At 70.3% G+C, this 20,589-nt stretch carries 19 protein-coding genes; 9 read left to right on the top strand and 10 right to left on the bottom strand.

Translation table 11 applies throughout. The annotated features are described in order from the left end of the window. Positions 1–22 precede the first annotated feature (22 nt). From ICG51_RS03535 to ICG51_RS03545, 3 genes are all read right to left on the bottom strand, one after another. Complete coding sequence (locus tag ICG51_RS03535) at positions 23–532, bottom strand: acyl-CoA thioesterase (protein ID WP_190281675.1); 510 nt, start codon at positions 530–532, stop codon at positions 23–25. Between the two features lie 117 nt (positions 533–649). Then, positions 650–1,633 (bottom strand): N-acetyl-D-Glu racemase DgcA, encoded by a 984-nt coding sequence (gene dgcA, locus ICG51_RS03540; RefSeq protein WP_190281676.1) that lies wholly within the window; start codon positions 1,631–1,633, stop codon positions 650–652. 22 nt (positions 1,634–1,655) lie between these two features. Beyond that, complete coding sequence (locus ICG51_RS03545) at positions 1,656–2,693, bottom strand: DUF1611 domain-containing protein (protein WP_190281677.1); 1,038 nt, start codon at positions 2,691–2,693, stop codon at positions 1,656–1,658. A gap of 190 nt (positions 2,694–2,883) precedes the next feature. Between ICG51_RS03545 and ICG51_RS03550 the strand changes: the two genes are divergently transcribed. Beyond that, on the top strand, positions 2,884–3,996 hold the full coding sequence (locus ICG51_RS03550) for a helix-turn-helix transcriptional regulator (RefSeq protein WP_190281678.1): 1,113 nt from the start codon (positions 2,884–2,886) through the stop codon (positions 3,994–3,996). 6 nt (positions 3,997–4,002) lie between these two features. On the opposite strand, the gene ICG51_RS03555 is transcribed toward ICG51_RS03550, so the two are convergent. Together ICG51_RS03555 and ssb are read right to left on the bottom strand one after the other, a co-directional pair. Continuing rightward, entirely contained in the window at positions 4,003–5,175 is a 1,173-nt protein-coding gene (locus tag ICG51_RS03555) for a P1 family peptidase (RefSeq protein WP_190281679.1), read from the bottom strand. Positions 5,176–5,368: 193 nt separating this feature from the next. After that, a complete protein-coding gene (gene ssb / locus ICG51_RS03560; RefSeq protein WP_190282337.1) occupies positions 5,369–5,911 on the bottom strand; it encodes a single-stranded DNA-binding protein in 543 nt (180 codons plus the stop codon). Between the two features lie 143 nt (positions 5,912–6,054). On the opposite strand from ssb, the gene ICG51_RS03565 reads away from it, so the two are divergent. After that, a complete protein-coding gene (locus tag ICG51_RS03565; protein WP_223809507.1) occupies positions 6,055–7,053 on the top strand; it encodes a polyprenyl synthetase family protein in 999 nt (332 codons plus the stop codon). Positions 7,054–7,088: 35 nt separating this feature from the next. Here the strand turns inward: ICG51_RS03565 and ICG51_RS03570 are convergent, their stop codons facing one another. From ICG51_RS03570 to ICG51_RS03585, 4 genes are all read right to left on the bottom strand, one after another. After that, the gene (locus ICG51_RS03570; protein WP_190281680.1) at positions 7,089–7,883 is read right to left on the bottom strand and encodes a dienelactone hydrolase family protein; all 795 of its coding nucleotides are present in this window, start codon (positions 7,881–7,883) and stop codon (positions 7,089–7,091) included. Between the two features lie 138 nt (positions 7,884–8,021). Beyond that, positions 8,022–9,419, bottom strand: a complete 1,398-nt coding sequence (murD, locus tag ICG51_RS03575; RefSeq protein ID WP_190282339.1) for a UDP-N-acetylmuramoyl-L-alanine--D-glutamate ligase — start codon at positions 9,417–9,419, stop codon at positions 8,022–8,024. Positions 9,420–9,423: 4 nt separating this feature from the next. Next, positions 9,424–10,785 (bottom strand): UDP-N-acetyl-alpha-D-muramoyl-L-alanyl-L-glutamate epimerase, encoded by a 1,362-nt coding sequence (gene murL, locus ICG51_RS03580; protein WP_190281681.1) that lies wholly within the window; start codon positions 10,783–10,785, stop codon positions 9,424–9,426. Continuing rightward, positions 10,782–13,430, bottom strand: coding sequence for a bifunctional aspartate kinase/diaminopimelate decarboxylase (locus ICG51_RS03585; RefSeq protein WP_190281682.1), 2,649 nt, complete (start codon positions 13,428–13,430; stop codon positions 10,782–10,784). The genes murL and ICG51_RS03585 overlap by 4 nt, the downstream gene beginning before the upstream one ends. A gap of 91 nt (positions 13,431–13,521) precedes the next feature. Here ICG51_RS03585 and ICG51_RS03590 point away from each other — a divergent pair, with 91 nt between their 5' ends. The 4 genes from ICG51_RS03590 (at position 13,522) to ICG51_RS03605 (ending at position 16,623) form a co-directional block, all read left to right on the top strand. Beyond that, positions 13,522–14,388: a PhzF family phenazine biosynthesis protein gene (locus ICG51_RS03590; RefSeq protein ID WP_190281683.1), complete on the top strand. Its 867-nt coding sequence runs from the start codon at positions 13,522–13,524 to the stop codon at positions 14,386–14,388. A 30-nt stretch (positions 14,389–14,418) separates the two neighbouring features. Next, the gene (locus ICG51_RS03595) at positions 14,419–15,300 is read left to right on the top strand and encodes a PhzF family phenazine biosynthesis protein (RefSeq protein ID WP_190281684.1); all 882 of its coding nucleotides are present in this window, start codon (positions 14,419–14,421) and stop codon (positions 15,298–15,300) included. A 141-nt stretch (positions 15,301–15,441) separates the two neighbouring features. Then, positions 15,442–15,942 (top strand): sigma-70 family RNA polymerase sigma factor, encoded by a 501-nt coding sequence (locus tag ICG51_RS03600; protein ID WP_190282340.1) that lies wholly within the window; start codon positions 15,442–15,444, stop codon positions 15,940–15,942. A 9-nt stretch (positions 15,943–15,951) separates the two neighbouring features. After that, complete coding sequence (locus tag ICG51_RS03605) at positions 15,952–16,623, top strand: hypothetical protein (RefSeq protein ID WP_190281685.1); 672 nt, start codon at positions 15,952–15,954, stop codon at positions 16,621–16,623. Positions 16,624–16,703: 80 nt separating this feature from the next. On the opposite strand, the gene ICG51_RS03610 is transcribed toward ICG51_RS03605, so the two are convergent. Beyond that, positions 16,704–18,362, bottom strand: a complete 1,659-nt coding sequence (locus ICG51_RS03610) for a serine hydrolase (RefSeq protein WP_190281686.1) — start codon at positions 18,360–18,362, stop codon at positions 16,704–16,706. 93 nt (positions 18,363–18,455) lie between these two features. Here ICG51_RS03610 and ICG51_RS03615 point away from each other — a divergent pair, with 93 nt between their 5' ends. The 3 genes from ICG51_RS03615 to ICG51_RS03625 are packed head-to-tail and all read left to right on the top strand — an operon-like array spanning position 18,456 to position 20,538. Further along, complete coding sequence (locus tag ICG51_RS03615; protein ID WP_190281687.1) at positions 18,456–19,289, top strand: DUF72 domain-containing protein; 834 nt, start codon at positions 18,456–18,458, stop codon at positions 19,287–19,289. Positions 19,290–19,323: 34 nt separating this feature from the next. Beyond that, positions 19,324–20,271, top strand: coding sequence for a DMT family transporter (locus tag ICG51_RS03620; protein WP_190281688.1), 948 nt, complete (start codon positions 19,324–19,326; stop codon positions 20,269–20,271). Between the two features lie 36 nt (positions 20,272–20,307). After that, positions 20,308–20,538, top strand: coding sequence for an RNA-binding S4 domain-containing protein (locus ICG51_RS03625; protein WP_190281689.1), 231 nt, complete (start codon positions 20,308–20,310; stop codon positions 20,536–20,538). The last annotated feature ends 51 nt before the right edge of the window (positions 20,539–20,589 follow it).

Genomic DNA, 20,589 nt, shown 5'->3' on the forward strand with positions numbered 1-20,589 from the left:
ATGACGCCGCCTGCGGGCGGCGTCACTGTTTGCGGGTGTCGGCGGCCGCCTGCCGGTAGCGCGACACCGCCTGCTCCACGTCGCGACCCAGCGCCATCACCTGTTGCGCGTACTCGGCCAGCTTTCGGTCCTCCTCGCTGCGCGGCTGCCACGCCGGCACCGGCACCGGCGCGCCTTCCGGGGCATCCAGCGCCACGAACACGATCACGCAGTGGGTGCACAGGCGCGCGTCGGCCTCGTCGGCGCGCGGATCGCGCGCACGCACGTCCACCGCGAAGTGCATGGAAGTGGTCCCGGTATGGATCAGCGTGGCCTGCACCGCGACCAGATCGCCGATCCGGATCGGTGCCACGAAGCGGATCCCGCCCACCGCCACGGTGACGCTGTAGTGCCCGCTCCAACCGACCGCCGCGGCATAGCCGGCCTGGTCGATCCAGCGCATCACCTGCCCGCCGTGCACCTTGCCGCCGAAATTCACGTCCGATGGCTCGGCAAGGAACCCCATGCTCAACTGGCGCTGACGTCCGCTCATGCGTGGCTCCTGGCTGCGCCGGGTGGCGTCGGTCGCCAGCCTAGCGGAACCGCCGCGGTCGTGTCAGCCGCCCGCAGCGCGCCCAGACGCCCTGCGAACACGGGATCCAGCGCGGCCTCAACCCCAGAGCGCAGGTGCCGGCAGCGACATGCGCCCCTGGCGGTAGACGATCCCGCCCGGCCAGTCTTCCGCCTGCAGCCATGGTCCGTCCAGATCGCAGACCTCGCACTGCTGCGCCAGGACCATGCCCGGCGCGACCGAAATCGAGCCGCCCAGCATGCAGCCCACCATCAGGCGGAACCCGGAGGCGCGCGCCGCCGACGCCAGCTGCAGCGCCGCGGTCAGGCCGCCCACCTTGTCCAGCTTGATATTGACGAACTGGTAGCGCCCCACCAGCCGCGGCAGGTCGTCCGCGGTGGAAAGCGACTCGTCGGCGCACAGTGGGATCGGGCAGGTGTAGTCGCACAGGCCCGCGTCGGAGCCGGCGGCCAGCGGCTGTTCCAGCAGATCCACCGCGAAGGGCCGCAGCTGCAGGGCGTAGTCGCGCAGCTCGTCCAGCGTCCACGACTGGTTGGCATCGACGATCAGGTGCGCATCCGGCGCGCCGCGCCGCACCGCAGCCACGGCTTCGCGCGGAGATCCAGGCCCGACCTTCACCTTGATCCAGGAGAAGCCCGCGCGTTCGCGCGCCGCCGCCTCGTAGTCGGCGATGCCGCGGATGCCGATGGTCACCGCGCTGTCGACCGGCTGCCAGCCGGGCGCACCCGCGCGCTGCCAGACAGGCACGCCGGTGCGCTTGGCTTCCAGATCCCACAACGCCGCATCCACGGCGTGCCGCGCACCGCCGGCGGGCAACAGGTGCAGCAGCTGCTGGCGGTCGCAGCCGGCTTCGATAGCCGCGCGCACCTGCTCGATCTGCGCCGCCATCGTCTCCGGGGTTTCGCCGTGGTAGGGCACGCCACAGGCCTCGCCGCGGCCGACACTGCCAGCCTGCTGCAACTCGACCATGATCACCCTCGCCTCGCTGCGCACGCCGCGGGCGATGGCAAAGGGTTCCTTCAGTTTCCAGGCGTGCGGCCTGATCTGCAGCTTGCGCGTCATGGGCTCTTCCTTTCGCGGCGCATCAATCCAGCAGCGCCGCCACCGCACGCTCCAACGGCGTGCGCATCGGGTCGAACGCCGGCACGCCAAGCGCCCGTTCGGCCTGCACCAGCGCTTCCTGCGCCGCCGCATCGTCCAGGGCGGAGGTGTTCAGGCTGACCCCGGCGAGGCGGGCGCCGGGATTGGTCATCCGCGCCATGCGCAGGTACAGATCGCGGGCCTCCTCCAGGCCCGGCAGCGGATAATCCGGCCAGCTGACGATGTGCGTGCGCGACGGATCGTGGCAGAGGATCAGCGCATCCGGCTGCGAGCCATGCAGCAGGCCCAGGGTGACCCCGGCATAGGCGGGATGGAACAGCGAGCCCTGGCCTTCGATCAGGTCCCAATGGTCGGGCGCGGCCGCGGGCGAGATGCACTCGGCCGCACCGGCGATGAAGTCGGCGATGACCGCGTCGACCGCGATGCCGGCGCCCACGATCATGATCCCGGTCTGCCCGGTGGCGCGGAAATCGGCGTCGATCCCCTCCCCGCGCATCGCCCTGGCCAGCGCCAGTGCGGTGTATTTCTTGCCCAGCGCGCAGTCGGTGCCGACCATCGCCGCGCGCTTGCCGCTGCGGCGCTTGCCGGTGGCGCGCGGCAGGTTGTCGGGCGGGCGGCGCACGTCCACCAGCCTGACGCCCGCCGAGGCGGCGGCCTGCGCTAGGCCCGGCACTGATTCCAGCGGCGTGTGGAGCCCGCTGACGATGTCCAGGCCCGCCTCCGCCGCGGCGACCAGCACCGGCGCCCAGTGCGCGGGGATGCGCCCGCCCACGGGGGTGACGCCGATCAGCAGCGAGCGGGCGCCAGCCGCAGCGGCCGCGACCGGCGCCAGTTCGGGCAGGCCCAGGTCCACGCTGCCTCCGGGCATGCGCGTCTGGCCCAGGCAATGGGCCGGCGCCCAGTCGCGCAGACCCAGCGCGGTTTTGGCCTTCAGCGGATTGGTTTCCTCGCCGAGGAACAGCAGATAGGGCGTGCGCAGGGTCAGCGTGTGCAACTGGTCCACGAATGCGTTCTCCGTCATCTGGTGCGCGGATCCCGGCCCGGCCATCCACGGCACCATTCGATCACACCTACGCGCCGACGCAATCGGAGAAAACCCGCATGTTCCCGCCAGCCGCCTTGCCGCCCCCTTGGGCCGATGCTACAAGTTCGCGCGCACGACGCCATGCGCCCCCGGCAGACATGCCGCGGGCCTTCCGCCAAGGGACGACATGCTGATACCCGATGCCTGCAATGCCCTCGCCCATGCGGACACGCTGGCGGTGGCGCGTGCCAACCTGGTGAAGGCCGCCGACCTGGACGCGCTTTGGGCTTCCTGCGCCGCGTTCATCACCAGCTCCCTGCCCTGCCACTCCTGCAGCCTGCTCTTCGATATCCGGGGATTCCATCCTCTGCAGGGCAGGCACCACCTGCCGGAAAGCGGCGGCATTGCCGCGCGGCTGGCCACCAGCCTGGATGTCGCCGCCCCCTACCTGACCGCGAACCCGCGGGTGCGCTGGTACACCTTTTCGCAGATCGCTTCGCAGGATGCCGCTGCGCGCGCGCGCCTGGAAGCACAGGACCAGACGCCAGGCTGGAACGAATTCATCCACCTTGCGTTCTGGGACGCCACCCGGCTGGAAGCGGTGCTGAGCATCCGCATCCGCGCCGGCCATACGACGCTGTCGGACGGCGAAGCGGCCTTCCTGATGGACCTGTACCCCTTGCTGGACGCCAGCCTGCAGCGCATCCGCGCGCTGGAGCGCGAACGCGCGCGCAGCCACGCATTCGAAACCCTGCTGCACGAATTCCCGCTGCCGGCGGTGCTGGTGGACGGCGACCTGGTGCCGGGCTGGATGTCGCTGGAAGCCAGCCGCCTGTGCCGTCGCTGGAGCGGGGATGCCGAAGCGGACGGACGGCTCCCGCGCGCGATTGAAACGCCTTTGCGCCAGTGGCTGGAAAGCGGCGCCGTGCTGCCTCAGGCGCCGGGCAACAGGACGACGCTGACACTGCAGCATCCACAGCGCCCGGACCTGCGCCTGCGGCTGGAAATCAGCTCGGCGCCGGGCCATTCCGCCCGTTCCGCCCAGCACCTGCTGATCCTGGCCGCCGACGGCCCCGCGATGGCGGCGGTCGACACCACCTCGCCGCGGGTCCTGCCGCTGCTCAAATCGCTGTCGCCGAGTGAACGCAAGGTGGCGGCGCTGGTCGCCGCCGGGCTCCGCAACGGGGACATCGCGCAGCAGCTGTGCCGCTCGCGCAAGACCATCGAAAGCCAGGTCAGCTCGATTTTCCGCAAGCTCGATGTCGCCAACCGCACCCAGTTGGCGCGGCTGCTCGGCTGAACCGCCTCAGCGCGCGGGCGCCTGCGCCGCCTGCAGCGCCCCGGCCCGGCGCAACGCCTGCAGCACCGGCGCCAGCGGCAGCGCGGCGGCGTTGCCGCGGTGCCCGCGCACGCTGGTGGCACGGAACAGCGAGTTCACGATCGCTTCCTCGGTCGCTTCGGCTGTTGCATGGAACAGCGGCGTGATCGCTTCGCCGGCAACGCTGCGCGCCGGCTGCACGGCGGCCTCCGGATCGCGCCGGTTTTCCTTCGCGGTGGAAAAGGAGATGACGTAGTCGCCGGACCCGTTCGACATCACCGAGCCGGTGCGGGCCAGGCCCACCAGCGCACGCCGGGCCAGCCGCTGCAGGCCGGCGGCGTCCAGCGGCGCATCGGTGGCCACCACGATCATGATGCTGCCATCGCCGGTGCTCGGCGGCGGCGCCTTGAGGCTTTGCGCCTGCGCTGCCGGATCCGGCAGCTGCTTCCATACCGGTACGCCGGCAATGGTGAGGTCGCCACCGAAATTGCTCTGCACCAGCACCCCGACCGTGTAGCCGCCGTCCGCCTGTGCAAGCCTGCGCGAACTGGTGCCGATGCCGCCCTTCCAGCCGAACGCCACCGTGCCGGCACCGGCCCCGATGCTTCCTTCGGCGACCGCGCCGTGCGACAGCGAGGTCAGCGCCTGCTCGACCAGCGCGGGTGTCAACGGCCGCGCGCGGATGTCGCTGAGGTAACCATCGTTGGTTTCGCCGACCACCGGGTTGATCGAGCGCACGTTTTCCATCCCGGGCCGGCGCAGCAGCCAGTCCGCCGCGGCGTCGGCGACCTTCCACGTGCCCAGGGTGCCGGTCAGCAGGATCGGCGTTTCCAGCTCGCCGAGTTCCTGGACCTGGGTGATTCCGACCAGCTTGCCGAAGCCGTTGCCGACCACGATCGCCGCCGGTACCCGCTGGCGGAACAGGTTGCCGGTGTGCGGCACGATCGCGGTGACGCCCGTGTGCAGGCGCGTGCCCTCGGCCAGCGTGGCATGGCCAACGCCAACGCCGTCCACGTCGGTGATCGCGTTATGCGGGCCCGGCGCCATGCTGCCGATGACCACGCCGGCGGCACGCGCGCGGGGGCGCTGCTCGCCGGCAGCGACAGGCTGCATGGCGGCAGCCAGCGACAGCAACAGCAGGACAGGGAGTCCGGGTTTCATCGATGCATCGCCTCCAGTCGGAACAACGCGGAACCGCCGGGCGGGTCGCCGCGCAGGACGGGCGGCACCATGGACACGCCGTCCCCGGATGCTGCCCGCTGCGCCGCGACGGCGCATCGGGGGAAACCCTGCATTCCTCCGGTCGGTGCCGTCTCGGCGCGCGCTCTGCGCGGCCGGGCACCGGTCTGGTGGATCAGAACGGGATATCGTCGTCGAACGGCACGTCATCGAAGGCCGGCTTGGAAGGCGCCTGCGCGGGCTCGCGGCGCTGGGCCGGCGCGCTGCGCTGCGGGCGATCACCGCCGTAGCCACCACCGCTGCCACCGCCACGCTGGTAACCGCCGCCTTCGCCGCCGCCACGCGGCTGGTAACCACCGCCACCCTCGCCGCCACCGCGCTGGCCTTCGCCGCCGCCGATCATCTGCATCTCGTCGGCGACGATGTCGGTGGTGTAGTGCTTGACCCCGTCCTTTTCGTAGGAGCCGTATTCGAGGCGACCTTCGATGTAGACCTGGCGACCCTTCTTCAGGTACTCACCGGCAATCTCGCCGAGCTTGCCGAACAGCTTGACGCGGTGCCATTCGGTCTTTTCCTGCTGGTTGCCGTCGCGGTCCTTGCGCACGCTGGTGGTCGCCACGGACAGCGTGGTGATCGCCATCCCGCCCTGCGTGTACTTCACGTCGGGGTCGTTGCCCAGGTTGCCGACCAGGATCACTTTATTCACGCCGCGCGCCATGTGCTGCCTCACTCTGGATTTCGCTCGTCCGGGACTGGACGATGGCATCGGAGTATAGCCGGCGCCAGCCGGCCGACGCCGCGCCGCGGGGTCGGGAAACCACCCTACCGCTTATACTTCGGCATTCCCCGCCGATGCCGCCCATGACCGCTCCCGACCTCGCGCATGCCGCGCCCGACCTCAAGGCGATCCAGGCCCTGGCCGCGCCCGACATGACCGCGATGGACGCGCTGATCCGCCACCGGCTGGCCTCGGACGTGGTGCTGGTCAACCAGATCGCCGAGTACATCGTCGGCGCCGGCGGCAAGCGGCTGCGACCGATGCTGCTGTTGCTGGCGGCGGGCGCGCTGGGCCACCGCGGCCCCGATGCGCACCAGCTGGCGGCGGTGGTGGAGTTCATCCACACCTCCACCCTGCTGCACGACGACGTGGTCGATGAATCCGACCTGCGCCGCGGCCGCAAGACCGCGAACGCGGTCTGGGGCAACGCGGCCAGCGTGCTCGTCGGCGACTTCCTGTATTCGCGCAGCTTCCAGCTGATGGTGGAACTGGAGCGGATGGACGTGCAGAAGATCCTTGCCGACACCACGAACATGATCGCCGAGGGCGAGGTGCTGCAATTGCTGCACGTGCGCAACCCGGACACCGACGAAGCCGCCTACCTGCGGGTGATCGAGCGCAAGACCGCGATCCTTTTCGCCGCCGCCACCCGTCTGGGCGCGCTGCTGGCCGGCGCCGACGCCGCCACCCAGCAGGCCCTGCACGACTACGGCCTGCGCCTGGGCTACGCCTTCCAGATCGCCGACGACGTGCTGGACTACGCCTCCGACGCCGCCACCCTGGGCAAGAACCTCGGCGACGACCTGGCCGAAGGCAAGATGACCCTGCCGCTGATCCACGCGATGGGGCACAGCGACGACGGCGTGCGCGCCGAGCTGCGGCGGATCGTGGAAGAAGGCGATCTGGACGGACTGGCCACGGTGCAGGCGGCGATCGCCCGCTGCGGCAGCCTTGACTACAGCCGCGCGCGGGCCATGGCTTACGCCGAAGCGGCTGATGCCGCGCTGGCGGCGCTGCACGGCAATACCTATCTGGATGCGCTGCGCGGACTGGCCCGCTATTCGGTCAGCCGCGACCACTGAGCCGGCCGCGGCGCCGGGCGCGCAGAAGCGACGCGCTACTGCGAAAACCGCTCGCGGAAGAAGTCCGCCATCATCCTGTAGGCGCGCTTCGCCGCGCGCTCGTCGTAGCGACAGTTGCTGGCGGGATCGCTGCCGGCCGAAGGCTCGGCGAAGCAGTGCACAGCGCCGCTGAAGTCGACGAACTGCCAGTCCGCGCCGGCGCCGTCCATCTCCTGCTCGAAGGCGACGATGTCGCTGTCGGGAACTGCCTTGTCGTCTGCGCCATTGAGCACCAGCACCGGCGTCTTCACCACCGCGGCGGTGGCCGACTTCGCACCTGGCGCCAGCCCGCCGTGCAGGCTGACCACGCCGGCGAGATCCGCGCCGTTGCGCGCCAGCTCCAGCACGGTTGAACCGCCGAAGCAGAAGCCGAACGCGCCGATCCTCGCCGCATCCAGCGGCGTGCTGCCGGCCTGGCCCTTCAGCGTGGCCACCGCGGCGTCGATGCGCGCGCGAAGCGCGGCCCGATCATCTCCGCGCAGGCCGCCGGCCAGCTTGCCTGCCTCGCCCGCGTTGGCAGGCTGGCGGCCCTTGCCATACACATCCGCCACCAGCACCACGTAATCGGCCCCAGCCACCGCCTTGGCACGCGTCACCGCGTCGTCGGTGACGCCCATCCAGTTCGGCACCATCACCAATCCCGGCCGCTTCGCCGCCGAGGCATCGTCGTAGACCACGTAGCCGCTGAAGCGGTCCTTGCCGACCATCCATTCCACCGGCTTGGCCTGCATGGCCGCGAACGCGGGCAAGGCGGCAAACGAAAGCGCGAGGGCAAGCAGCGAACGACGCATGGCGAGGCTCCGGAGGGATGACTGGCTTACGCTACCCGAATCCGGTTCAACCACCGTGAAATTTTTGCCTGGCCCGTCGGGGCTGGATCTGCGAGGCACACGCCGACCAACCGCCTTAGCGGGCACGCCCGTAAAGGCTCAGGCGATCCCCATGCCCTGGATGCCGGAAATCGCGTCCGGATCGAAGCCGGCCAGCCGCGCGAAGTGGCGACCGCGTTCGACGTAATTGCGGTACGGCCCGAAGCTCGGCGCACCGGGCGAGAGCAGCACCACGCCGCCGTCGGGCAGGGCCGAGCGCGCCTTGTCCATCGCATCGGCCAGATCGCCCGCGGCCTCCAGCACGAAACCGGCCTGCGCCGCCACCGGCATCAGCAGCGCGTGGATGCGCGGCCCGTTCTGGCCCATGGTGATGACCGCACGCGGCGCGTGTTCACGCATGGCATCGGCAAATTCGTCCCACGGCAGGCCGCGATCGTGGCCACCGACCAGCACCGCGACGTCGCGGCCGGCATACAGGTCGAGCGCCGCCTGGGTGGCCATCGGCGTGGTGCTGATGGAATCGTTGACGTAGAGGACGCCGTCTCTTTCGCCCAGCGGCTGCAGGCGGTTGGGCAGTGGCTGGAAGCTGGCGGCGCGCGCAGCCAGTGCCGCCGCGTCGAGTCCGAACGCTTCCAGCGCGGTCAGCACCGCGCACAGATTGCTGCGGTTGTGCCGACCGGGCAGCGGCAGCGCGGCGGTGTCCATGATGAACGCGTCGCCGCGATACAGCGCGTCCTCGCGCAGATGCCAGCCTCGTCCATCGCCGTACCAGTGTATGTCGCTGTCAGGCAGCTGCAACTTCGCCAGCAGCGGGTCGGCGGCGTTGAGCACGGCGATGCGCGGCTTTGCCTGCGTCACCAGCGCCAGCTTGTCGGCGATGTAGCGCGCCTCGCTGCCGTGCCAGTCCAGGTGCTCCGGGTGCAGGTTGGTGACGATGGCGATGCGCGGGCGTGCGCCGGAAGCGGCAACATCGTCGGTCTGGTAGCTGGACAGCTCGATGGCCCAGGCATCGGCATGGCCGTCCAGCAATTCCAGCAGCGGCACGCCGATGTTGCCGCACAGGGCGGTGCGCAGCCCCGCTGCACGCAGCAGGTGCGCCAGCAGCGAGGACGTGGTGCTCTTGCCCTTGGTGCCGGTCACGCAGATGGCATTGGCCACCTCGCCCGCTGCATCGGCGCGCTCGGCGAACCACAGCGCGGTGCCGCCGATGAAGCGGGTGCCCTGTTGCGCAGCATACGCGGCTTCGGGCTTGTACGGGCTGATGCCGGGGGACTTCACCACCACGTCGAACGTGGCCAGGCGCTCGCCGGTGGCGGCGTGTTCGATGGACAGCAGCGGATCGCCCAGCGCCGCCACTTCCGCTGCCTCGGCCTCGCTGCAGAACAGCGTCATGGCCTGCTGCGGCAGGCGCGCGCGCAACGCCGCACGGGCAGCGCGGCCTTCATGGCCCCAGCCCCACAGCGCCACGCGGCGGCCGGACAGGTCGGCGATGCGCAGCCGCTCAGGCAGCGAAGCGGGCACGCAGGCGCTCCCACAGCGCGGCGGGGATGCGGTGCTCCGCGTCCAGCGCAAGCAGCGGCTCGATGGCCAGCGCGGCCGCGTCCAGCTGCGGCGCGATCTGGCGGGCGAAGCGCTGCACCACCGCGTCCTCGCGCCAGTCCGGGCGCTGCGCCAGCGCGGCCATCGCCGCGCGCGACTCGCGGCCCTCGCCCACGCATTCGAACGGCTTGTGGTCGCCGTATTCCAGCAGCGCGTCGAAGCCCGGGATCTGCGCCGGATCGTCCAGCAGGTTGCGGCCGACGATGCCGACCAGCCGCAGCTTGGGCATGAACGGCGCCAGCGCCAGGAACACGAAATGGCACTTCGGGCAGACCCCGCACCAGCGGCTGGTGGGGCGCTCGCCGAGGATGTGGAAGTTGCGGTTGCAGCTGGAGAAATGCGCGTCGTAGCGGTCCGTCCTGGCGAACTGCCGCGCCACCGCCAGCTCCGACAACGGCCGCAGCAGCGAGTAGTAGTGCAGGTCGGCGGCGACATGCGACTGCAGGTAATCACCGAACGCGGACTCGAACGCCCAGCCCTTGGACCACTGGTGGTTGACCTCGCCGGTGCCGGGGATCTGCGAGCCGTAGCTGGCCGAGCGCTCGTTGGAGAACACCACCTGGTCGACGCCCAGCAGCACCGCGGCGAAGGCCATGATCGCCGAGTTCACCGCGGTCACCGGGATGTGGCCGTTCCACGCGCCCTGGCGGTTGAATTCGAACAGCTGCGGCGCCAGCTGGCGGCCGATGTTGAGCGTGGGCAGGCCGGTGTGCGCGGCGCAGGCGGCGATCAGCTGCGAACCGCCGATCCAGGTCACCGTCTGGGCGACGCCCTCGGCGCGCAGCGCCTCGATGCTTACCAGCGAATCCTTGCCGCCGCCAATGGCGACCAGCGCGTGCTCGCGCAGGCCGAGCCCGGGTGCGGGCAGCGAGGGCGCGGCGTCAGCCGGAAAGCGGATCCTGCCGCGCAGGTCCAGCCCGTTGCGGTAGGCGAATTCGCCCAGCCCGTTGCGGTAGACAGTCTGCAGCAACGCGGCGGTGTCGGCATCGATGGCGTAATCGTCGAGGCGGATCTCGCCCGGCACCGCCGCCTTGTAGTAGCTCACGCCGGCGATCAGGTGCAGCAGGCGCAACGCGCGCTCCGCGGCGGTGGCGCGGGCATCGTCCAACACGAACGGCGCGCCCGGCACGGTGACCGTCTCGATCAGTTCCGGGCCGTCATCGAAGGCGTACACCAACTGCGCCACGCCGGTCTGCGCATCGAAGGCGCAGCGGACGAAGCGGAACGTGCGGATGGTGTCGCGGTTGAAAATCCAGTCGGTCATGGTTGCTCGATAGCGTTGCTGCGCGGTTCAACCGCGTCCGGAAGGACGGCTTCCGCCGGCAGCGCCCGCAGATTGTAGGCGCTGGCCATGCTGAAGCCGTAGGCGCCGGCGTCGGCGATCAGCATGACGTCGTCCGGCGCGGTGGCGGCGGGCAGCTTGACCCGGTGGCCGAACACGTCGCTGGACTCGCAGATCGGCCCGACCACGTCGAAATCGCGCTGCGCGCCATCGTCCAGCCGCGACAGGTTGTGGATGTCGTGCCACGCGTCGTAGAGCGCCGGGCGGATCAGCGCGTTCATGCCGGCGTCCAGCCCGACCCGCAGCACCTCGTCCTTCTCCACCACCTGCGTCGCGCGCGCCAGCAGCACGCCGGCTTCGGCCACCAGGAAGCGGCCGGGCTCGATCGCCAGCTGGAAGGCCGGATGCACCGCCTTGATCGCGGCCAGTCCCGCCGCCCAGGTGGGAAGGTCGAACGGCTCGTCGTCGTCGGTATAGGGAATCGGCAGGCCGCCGCCGATGTCCAGCACCTCCACGCTACCGATGCGGCGCGCGAAGCCGGCCAGTTCGTCCACCACTTCCTGCCAGTGGCCGATGGTCTCGATGCCGCTACCCAGGTGCGCGTGCAGTCCGGTGATGCGCACGTCCAGCGCGCGCGCCAGGTCCACGAATTCGTCCACCCGCTGCGCCGACAGCCCGAACTTGGCCTCCTTGCCGCCGGTGTTGACCTTCTCGTGGTGGCCGTCGCCGTGGCCGAGGTCGATCCGCAGCCACAGCGCGCGGCCGCGGAACACCTCCGGCCAGCGCTGCAGCAGCTCGACGTTGTCCACCGTCACCGTGACGCCGCGCGCCAGCGCCGCCTGGTATTCGGCGATGGGCGCGAAGCTGGGGGTGAACAGCACGCGCTGCGGATCGAAACCGGGCAGTGCTTCAAACACGCGCTCGATCTCGCCCAGCGACACGCATTCCAGCCCGAACCCCTCGTCCGCCAGCGTGCGCAGGATCTCCGGGTGCGGGTTGGCCTTGACCGCGAAATAGCGCCGGTCCACCGCCGCGATCGCCTTCAGCTGGGCGGCGCGGGCGCGCACCGTGGGCAGGTGGTAGGCGTAACGCGGCGTACCGGCCTGCGCCAGCTGCAGCAGGGCGTCGCGTTCGGCCGGGGCCTGCCACCACGGCGCAGGGCGCGGGCGGAACGTGCCCTCGATCTCGCGCCAGCGCGGGCCGAACACGGCCTCCTCGTGCACCGGCATCGCGCCTGCATCGATCAGCGCCGCGTGCAGCTTGGGCAGCATGCCGTCGGCGGCGGCCTCGTCCACCACGAAGGTCAGGTTGAGGTCGTTTGACGACTGCGAGATCAGGTGCACGTTCTCGCGCCCGAACATCGCCCACACGTCCTGCAGCTTGTGCAGCAGCGAACGCATGCCGCGCCCGACCAGGGTGATGGCGGCGCAGGGCACGATGATCTTGACCCGGCAGATCGCCGACAGGTCGGCCGACAGCGCGGCGAGCACGTCGGTATTGACCAGGTTCTCGGACGGATCCAGCGACACGGTGACGTTGGTTTCCGCCGAACCGATCAGGTCCACCGACAGCCCGTGCTGCTTGAACAGCGCGAACACGTCGGCGAGGAAGCCGACCTGCTGCCACATGCCGATGCCTTCCATCGACACCAGCACGATGCCGTTGCGGCGGCTGATCGCCTTCACCCCCGGCACCGCCGCGGCGGCGTCGTCGATGCTGGTGCCGGGCAGTTCGGGGCGCTCGGTATCGAGGATGGCCATCGGCACGCCGGCGTTGCGGCAGGGCCGCAGCGAGCGCGGGTGCAGCACCTTGGCGCCGGTGGTGGCGATCTCCTGCGCTTCGTAATAGTCCAGCCGGGTCAGCAGGCGCGCGTCCGGCACCTCGCGCGGATTGGCGCTGAACATGCCGGGCACGTCGGTCCAGATCTCCACCCGGCGGGCGCCGAGCAGCGCGCCGAAATAGGCGGCCGAGGTATCCGAACCGCCGCGCCCGAGGATCGCGGTGCCGCCGTCCTGGTGGCGGGAGATGAAGCCCTGGGTGATCAGCAGGCGGGTGGGCTGCGAGGCGAAATGCACGCGCCAGTCGGCGCTGCCCTGCCAGCGGCAGTTCACCGACAGCCGCTGCGACCATGCGCTCTGGTTGGGCTGCGGCGGCAGCGCATCGAGCCAGTCGCGCGCATCCATCCAGCCGATGTCCAGACCCTGCGCGCGCAGGTAGGCCGCACCGATGGTGGACGAGAGCAACTCGCCCTGCCCCAGCACCTCGGCCTGCCAGTCCAGGGTGCGCGCGGGCGCGCGCGGATCGGCCAGCAGGGCGTGCAGCGCGGCCAGCCGTTCGCCCAGCACCGCGCCTGCATCGAGGTCCAGACCGGCGACGAACTCGCGGTGGCGCGCGTCGAGTTTGGCGATGCGTTCCGCGCTGTCCGCGGCGCCATCGGCAATCGCGGTCAGTTCGTTGGTGACGCCGGACAGTGCCGACACCACCACCAGCACCCGCGCGTCGAAGTCGCGCGCGCGCGCCGCCGCCAGCTTCCCGATATTGTCCCAGCGCGTGCGTTTCGAGACCGAGGTGCCCCCGAACTTGAGGACAAGCCAGCAGTCGTTGGACGCGGGAAAGGAAGGGGACATGGGTCCTGGTCGGGAAATTGGGGGAAAGATGCCGCTCGCGCGGGCCTGCGGCATTCTAGCGGCCTCTTCCGCCACCTTGACGCATCGCAACATGGCACGTCGTTATATGCAGCTGGACGTTTTCGCCGCCCGCCCCGGCCAGGGCAATCCGCTGGGCGTGGTGCTGGACGCGCAGGACCTGGACGGTACGTCGATGCAAGCGCTGGCCGCCTGGCTGAACCTGTCGGAGACGGTGTTCTTCCTGCCGCCCGATAGCGGCGCCGACTACCGCATCCGCATCTTCACCCCCGGCAGCGAACTGCCGTTCGCCGGCCACCCCAGCGTGGGCGCGGCGTGGGCGGCGGCGCAGCTGGGCTTGGCGCAGCCACGCGCGGGCGCGCTGGTGCAGCAGTGCGGCGCCGGGCTGCTCCCGGTGCGGATCGAAGCGGAAGGCGCGCGCCTGCTGCCGTCCGTGCGCAGTCCGCGTGCGCGCGAGCTGGCGCGTCACGAAGGACCACTGCCGGCCGGGCTGGAGGCGCTGGCCGCTCCGGGCATCGCCGCCGCGCTGTGGGACAACGGCCCGCGCTGGTGGCTGGTGGAGGCCGCATCGGCCGCCCGGTTGCGCAGCCTGCGCCCGGACTTCGCCGGGATCGCCGCATGGAGCAACGCCACCGCGTCCACTGGCGTGGCGGTGTTTGCCTTCGAGGACGGCGCCGACCACCAGCTGGCGGTGCGCGCGTTCTGCCCCGGCGATGCCGTGAACGTGCCGGAAGATCCGGTCACCGGCAGCGCCAATGCCGCGATCGCCGCCTGCCTGCACCGGCAGGGCCGGTTGCCGGGCGATGGCCACAGCTACGTCGCCAGCCAGGGCCGCGAACTCGGCCGCGATGGCCGGGTGGCGGTGCGCGTGGACGCCGAGGGCGACGTCTGGATCGGCGGCCAGGTGCAGCAGGTGATCGCCGGCACGCTGGACTGGTAACCTGCGCGGCCCCTCCGACGGCCTTCCCCCATGCCGCGCCGCTACGTGCAACTCGATGTGTTCGCCTCCCGTCCTGGCGACGGCAATCCGCTGGCCGTGGTGCTGGAGGCGCAGGGACTGGACGACGCCACCATGCAGGCGATCGCGCGCTGGACGCGACTGCCGGAAACCACCTTCGTGTTCCCGCCCACCACGCCGGAAGCGACCCACGCCATCCGCATCTTCAGCCCGCGCCGCGAGGTGCCATTCGCCGGCCATCCCAGCGTCGGTACCGCGTATGCGCTGCTGGATGCGGGACTGGTGACGCCACGTGACGGACTGCTGGTGCAACAGGGCATCGCCGGCAACCTGCCGCTGCGGGTGCATGGCGAGGGCGCCGCACGCACGGTGGCGGTGCGCACGCCGCGCGCCCGCGTGCAGGAAATCGCCGCGGCCGACGACACCCGCCTGGCCGCCGCACTTGCCGGCCTGCAGCTGGGCGCGCTGCCGCCGGTGCAGATGGACGGCGGTCGCCGCTGGTGGCTGGTGGAACTGGCCAGCGAAGCGCACCTGCGCAGCGCCGAACCCGACTGGGACGCCATCGCCGCGCTGGCCGAGGCCAGCGACAGCATGGGCCTGTTCGTCTATGCACGCAGCACGGATCCGGTCTACTACTACGCCGTGCGCGCCTTCGTCGGCGCACCGGCGCGCTTCGAGGACGCCGCATCCGGCGCCGCCAACGCCACCCTTGCGGCATGGTTGGCCGAACGCGATGCCCTGCCCTCCAGCGGCGGCTTCTACCGCATCAGCCAAGGCCGCGAAGTGGGCCATGACGCCATCATCGAACTCACCGTCGATGCCGACGGCGAAGTCTGGTCCGGTGGCCGCGCGGCGACGGTGGTGACGGGCGTGCTGGAGTGGCCGGAGGCCTGACCTTCCGGCGGGTGGGCGGTGCGGGGCGGCCGTCGTCCTGCGGGGGCGTGTGAGATTTTCCGCGCTGGCACGAATCATGGAATCGAGAGGCGCGAAGGCCGCGCCGGGGTTTCCATGACTACACTCACCTCCATTGCCGCCATGAACACGCCCGACGCCCGAGCCGCCTTCGGCACGCTGTTGCAGCAACACGCCGGGATCGTGTTCAAGATCGCCCGCAGCTATGCGCGCGGCGCCGAGGACCGCGCCGACCTTGCGCAGGAAATCGCCGCCCAGCTCTGGCACGCCTGGCCGAAGTACGACCCGGCGCGCAGCTTCAGCACCTGGATGTACCGGATCGCGCTGAACGTGGCGATCGGCCATCTGCGCCAGCAGGAGCTGCGGCGCCGGCACGACGCCGTGCCGCTGGACGACGCCCTGCACGACGTGGCGGATGCGAATGCCCCAGACCCGGAACAGGCACAGCACCTGCGCCTGCTGCAGGGTTTCATCGCCCGCCAGCCGCCGCTGGACCGCGCCCTGCTGCTGCTCTACCTCGACGATCGCCCGCAGCGCGAGATCGCGGAGATCCTCGGGATCAGCGAAAGCAATGTCTCCACCAAGATCGGGCGGCTGAAACAGCGCATCCGCGACGCTTTCTGAGCAACGACCATGCACACGACGATGGACACCGCCATGGAACTCGACGACTTCAAATCCGCCTGGCAGGCGCTGGACGCACGACTGACCCGCCAGGACCGCCTGCAGCTGGAACTGCTGCGCGAACACCGGCTGCACCAGGCCCGCCGCAATCTGCGCCCTCTGCATATCGGCCTGTTGTTCCAGGCGCTGCTCGGCATCGGGCTGGTGGTGCTGGGCGTGGCCTGCTGGAAGCGCAACCTCGATATCCCCGGCCTGCTGGCGGCGGGCATCGCCCTGCACGCCTTCGGCGTCCTCAACATCGCCTTTGCCGGCATCCTCACCGGGTTGGCCGCGGGCATTGACCTGGCCGCGCCGGTGCTGGCCATCCAGAAGCGCCTGCGCCTGCTGCTGCGGCTGCAGACGCTGAACTCGAACCTGTGCGGCGCGCCGTGGTGGATCCTGTGGGTGGTGGTGGTGATCGGCTTCACCGGTTTGGCGCCGACACCGCCCGCCACGACCACCCCGGCCTGGATCTGGATCAGCCTGGCCCTGGGCGTGGTCGGCACGCTGGTGACCTGGGCGTGGGCGGCACGCGCCGCGGGCAGGCCCGACAGCCTGCATGCACGCATCGACGACGGCACCGGTGGCATCCGCCGCACCCTGCACCTGCTCGACGACCTCGAGCGCTTCGAGCGCGACTGAGTTTCGGACGGACGCAACATCGCCCGCAAACGAAACCGGCCGCAATCGCGGCCGGTTTCATGCGTGGTACCGCTCCCGGCTTACTGCGCCTTGACCGGCGCCAGCCGCAGGTCCTGGAAGTCGAAGCTGAAGTCGGTCAGCGGCGACACCGGCTCCATCCGCAGCTCGCGGATGTTGCCGTCCGGATCCAACGAGAAGTTGACGAAGGCGTCGGCGTTCAGGCTGCGGTCGCGCCAGCGCACGATGAAGCTGTCGTGCTGCCAGTGCTCGATGTCGCCCAGCAGCTCGGCGGTCTTGCTGAACTGCATCTCCAGCCCGTTCTTGCCCTGCCGGATGACGACATCGCCGTACCACGGATCACGGTAGGTACCGGCGTATTTCGCCAGCGGCAGCGAGGGCTTGCTGGCGGCGTCGCGCGCGGCGACGTGCTTCTGCCAGTCCTCGTCGGCATTGCCCTGCGCCCTGGCGAACGCGGCGGCATAACCCTTGAGCCAGTCGTTGCCGCTCTTGCCCAGCATCATGTCCATCGCTTCGTAGGTGATCGCGTTGAAGGCCACGCCCGCCTCCGCACTGGTCAGTACCACCACGCCGATCTTCTCGTTCGGCAGCAGGGTCAGGCGCGATACCTGGCCCGGCCAGCCGCCGGTGTGCCAGACCAGTTTGTGGCCGGCGTAGTCGGATACCTGCCAGCCCTGCGCATAGCCCATCGCGTTGGGGGTGGCCACGGCCAGCTCGGGGATGGACGGCTTGCCGACCGGGATCGGCGTCAGCACCGTCCACATCTCGCGCTGGCGCTGCTCCGCGAACAGGCGCTTGGCCTTTTCGCCCTCACCCGAAATCACGCCGCCGGCAAGCTGGACGTTCATCCACTTGGCGATGTCATGCACGCTGGAATAGATGCCACCGGCACCGGAGACGTTGCGCCAGCTGGTCACGCCGACCGGCCGCAGGTCCTTGAAGTCGAACTTGGCGTGGCCGGTGGCGACGTTGTCGCCGGGCTTGAGCCCATCGCTGTTGTAGCGCGTCTCCTTCATGCCCAGCGGTTCGAAGATGCGGGTTTCCAGGAACTTCTGGAACGACATGCCGGATGCGGCTTCCACCACCAACCCGGCGACGCCGAACAGGATGTTGTCGTAGGCGTACTGCTCGCGGAAGCCGCCGGTCAGCGGCACGTCCTTCAGGCGTTCCGCCACCTCGCGCGTGGTGTAGGTGGTGGTCGGCCAGTACAGCAGGTCGCCCGCGCCCAGACTGAGGCCGCTGCGGTGCGCCAGCAGGTCGCGGATGCGCATTTCACGTGTCACGTAGGCATCGCTCATGCGGAACCACGGCAGGTGGTCGATGACCCGGTCGGTGGTCTTCAGCTTGCCCTCGTCCTGCAACATGTTCAGCGCCGCGGCGGTAAACGCCTTGGTGTTGGACGCGATGGCGAACATGGTGTGTTCGTCCACCTTCGCCGGCTTGCCCAGCTCGCGCACGCCATAGCCGCGCGCCATCACCACCTCCCCGTCCTTGACGATGGCCACTGCCACGCCGGGCACATCGAACTGCTTCTGCACCGCTTCGACGTAGGCATCGAAGCGGGCCAGCCGCGCCGCATCCGGCAGCGGCGCAGCCAGCGGCGCGCGGGTGTCGTCGATCAGGAACGGCCGCGATACGGTCCGCTCGGCCTGCTGCGCCGACACCGGCGCGGCGGTGGCAAGGGTCAGGGCCAGGGCGACGGCCAGCGGGGCGATGCGCATGACGGGGCTTCCTCGGGGATCGAAAGCACCGAGTATGCCGGCGCCGTTGCCCCGGCGCGATCCGCCATCGGTCATGCGCGCTATGCTGCGGCGATGGACATGTTCGATGACGGCGTCGCCGCGATCGACGGCATCCGGGTCGGCATCGGCGGCTGGACCTTCGCGCCGTGGCGGGCCAATTTCTACCCGCAGGGCCTGGTGCAGCGGCGCGAGCTGGAGTACGCCAGCCGCCAGCTCAGCTGCATCGAGATCAACGGCACCTACTACGGCACGCAGAAGCCGGCGACCTATGCGAAATGGCGCGATGAAACGCCGCCCGGCTTCATGTTCTCCGCCAAGGCGCCGAAGCGGATCATGCAGGCGCGCGCGCTGGAGAAGACCGGACCGCAGATCGAGGACTTCGTCGGCGGCATCGCCGAGCTCGGCGACAGGCTGGGTCCGCTGGTCTGGCAGTTCGATGCCGGCACCCGGCTGGAGGCCGGGGCGTTCGAAGCGTTCTGCGCGCTGTTGCCGAACAGCGTCGGCAACCGTCGCCTGCGGCACGTGCTGGACGTGCGCGATCCGGGCTTCGTCGATGCCGGACTGGTGGCGCTGGCGCGCAGGCACGGCTTTGCCACCGTGTTCACCGATTCGCCCGAACATCCCTCGTTCGCGGACCTGTCCGCCGACTTCGTCTACGCCCGCCTGATGCGCTCGCAAAGCGCCATCGCCAGCGGCTACAGCCCGCAGGCGCTGGCGCAATGGGCGCAGCGCGCGCGCCTGTGGGCGGCAGGTGGCGAGCCCGCGGACCTGCCGCGGCTATCGGCCGACCCGCCGCCGCCCGCGAGCGCGCGCGACGTCTTCATCCTGTTCATCAGCGCCGCCAAGGAGCGCAACCCGGCGGCCGCGATGGCCATGATCGGGCTGCTGGGCGGCCGGCGCGGGTAAGCGCAAGCGGGTCGTTGCCCGCGATAATGCGCGGATGCGAAATCCCGACACCACCCGCGCGCTCTGGCAGATCCACTTCTGCGTGCTGCTGTGGGGCTTCACCGCCATCCTCGGAAAACTCATTTCGCTGCCGGCGCTGCCGCTGGTGTGGTGGCGGATGCTGATCGTGGTGGCGGCACTGGCGCTGCTGCCCAAGGTCTGGCGCGGACTGCGCGCGATGCCGGCGCGCACGCGCCTGGCCTATGCCGGCATCGGCGCGCTGGTGGCGCTGCACTGGCTGACCTTCTACGGCGCGATCAAGCTGGCCAACGCCTCGGTGGCCGCCACCTGTATCGCGTTCGCCACCCCGATGACCGCGCTGATCGAGCCGTTGCTCACCCGGCAGAAGTTCCAGCCGCGCGACCTGCTGCTGGGGTTGGCCTCGCTGCCGGGCATCTGGCTGGTGGTGGGCGGCGTGCCCGCCGGCATGCATGCCGGGATCGTGGCCGGCGTGGCCTCTGCCGCACTGGTGGCGCTGTTCGGCACCCTCAACAAGCGCATGGTCGACGGCGGCGATCCGCTCACCGTCACCGCGCTGGAACTGGGCGCCGGCACCCTGATGCTGACCATGCTGGCACCGTTGATGCCATTGCTGGTGCCCGCCTTCGCCGGCCCGCTGCTGGTGCTGCCCTCCACCACCGACACGCTGTGGCTGGTGCTGCTGGCGCTGGCCTGCACGCTGCTGCCGTTCGCGCTGTGCCTGGTGGCGCTGCGCCACCTGTCCGCCTTCACCGCGCAGCTGTCGGTGAACCTGGAGCCGGTCTATGCCATCGTGCTGGCCGCGATCCTGTTCAACGAACAGCAGGAACTGTCGCCGCGCTTCTACCTCGGCGTCGCCATCATCCTCGGCGTGGTGTTCGCGCAGGGCCTGCTGGCCGGCCGTCGCCAGCCGGCGCATGTCGAACAGGTCGGCGTGAGCGAATCCCACCATCTCGCCGACTGACACCACATCCCAACGCATCGCCACGGAGCTCCACCCATGCAGGCAACCCAGGCCATCGATTTCGAACTGGACCGCGACTACATCGAGCTGAACCAGCTGCTGAAGCTCGCCGGCCTGTGCGATTCCGGCGGCGCCGGCAAGCAGCTGGTGGCCAGCGGCGCGGTGCGGGTCGATGGGCTGCCGGAACAACGCAAGACCGCCAAGATCCGCGCCGGCCAGACCGTGCAGCTGGGCGACGTTCTGATCCACCTGCGCGACGTCAGCTGACACCGCAAACACGAACACACCGGGCACGGCCGCCTCGTTTACCCTTGCCAC

Origin of the sequence: Thermomonas sp. XSG (assembly GCF_014678725.1) — a bacterium.
In the GTDB taxonomy this organism is placed as follows: domain Bacteria; phylum Pseudomonadota; class Gammaproteobacteria; order Xanthomonadales; family Xanthomonadaceae; genus Thermomonas.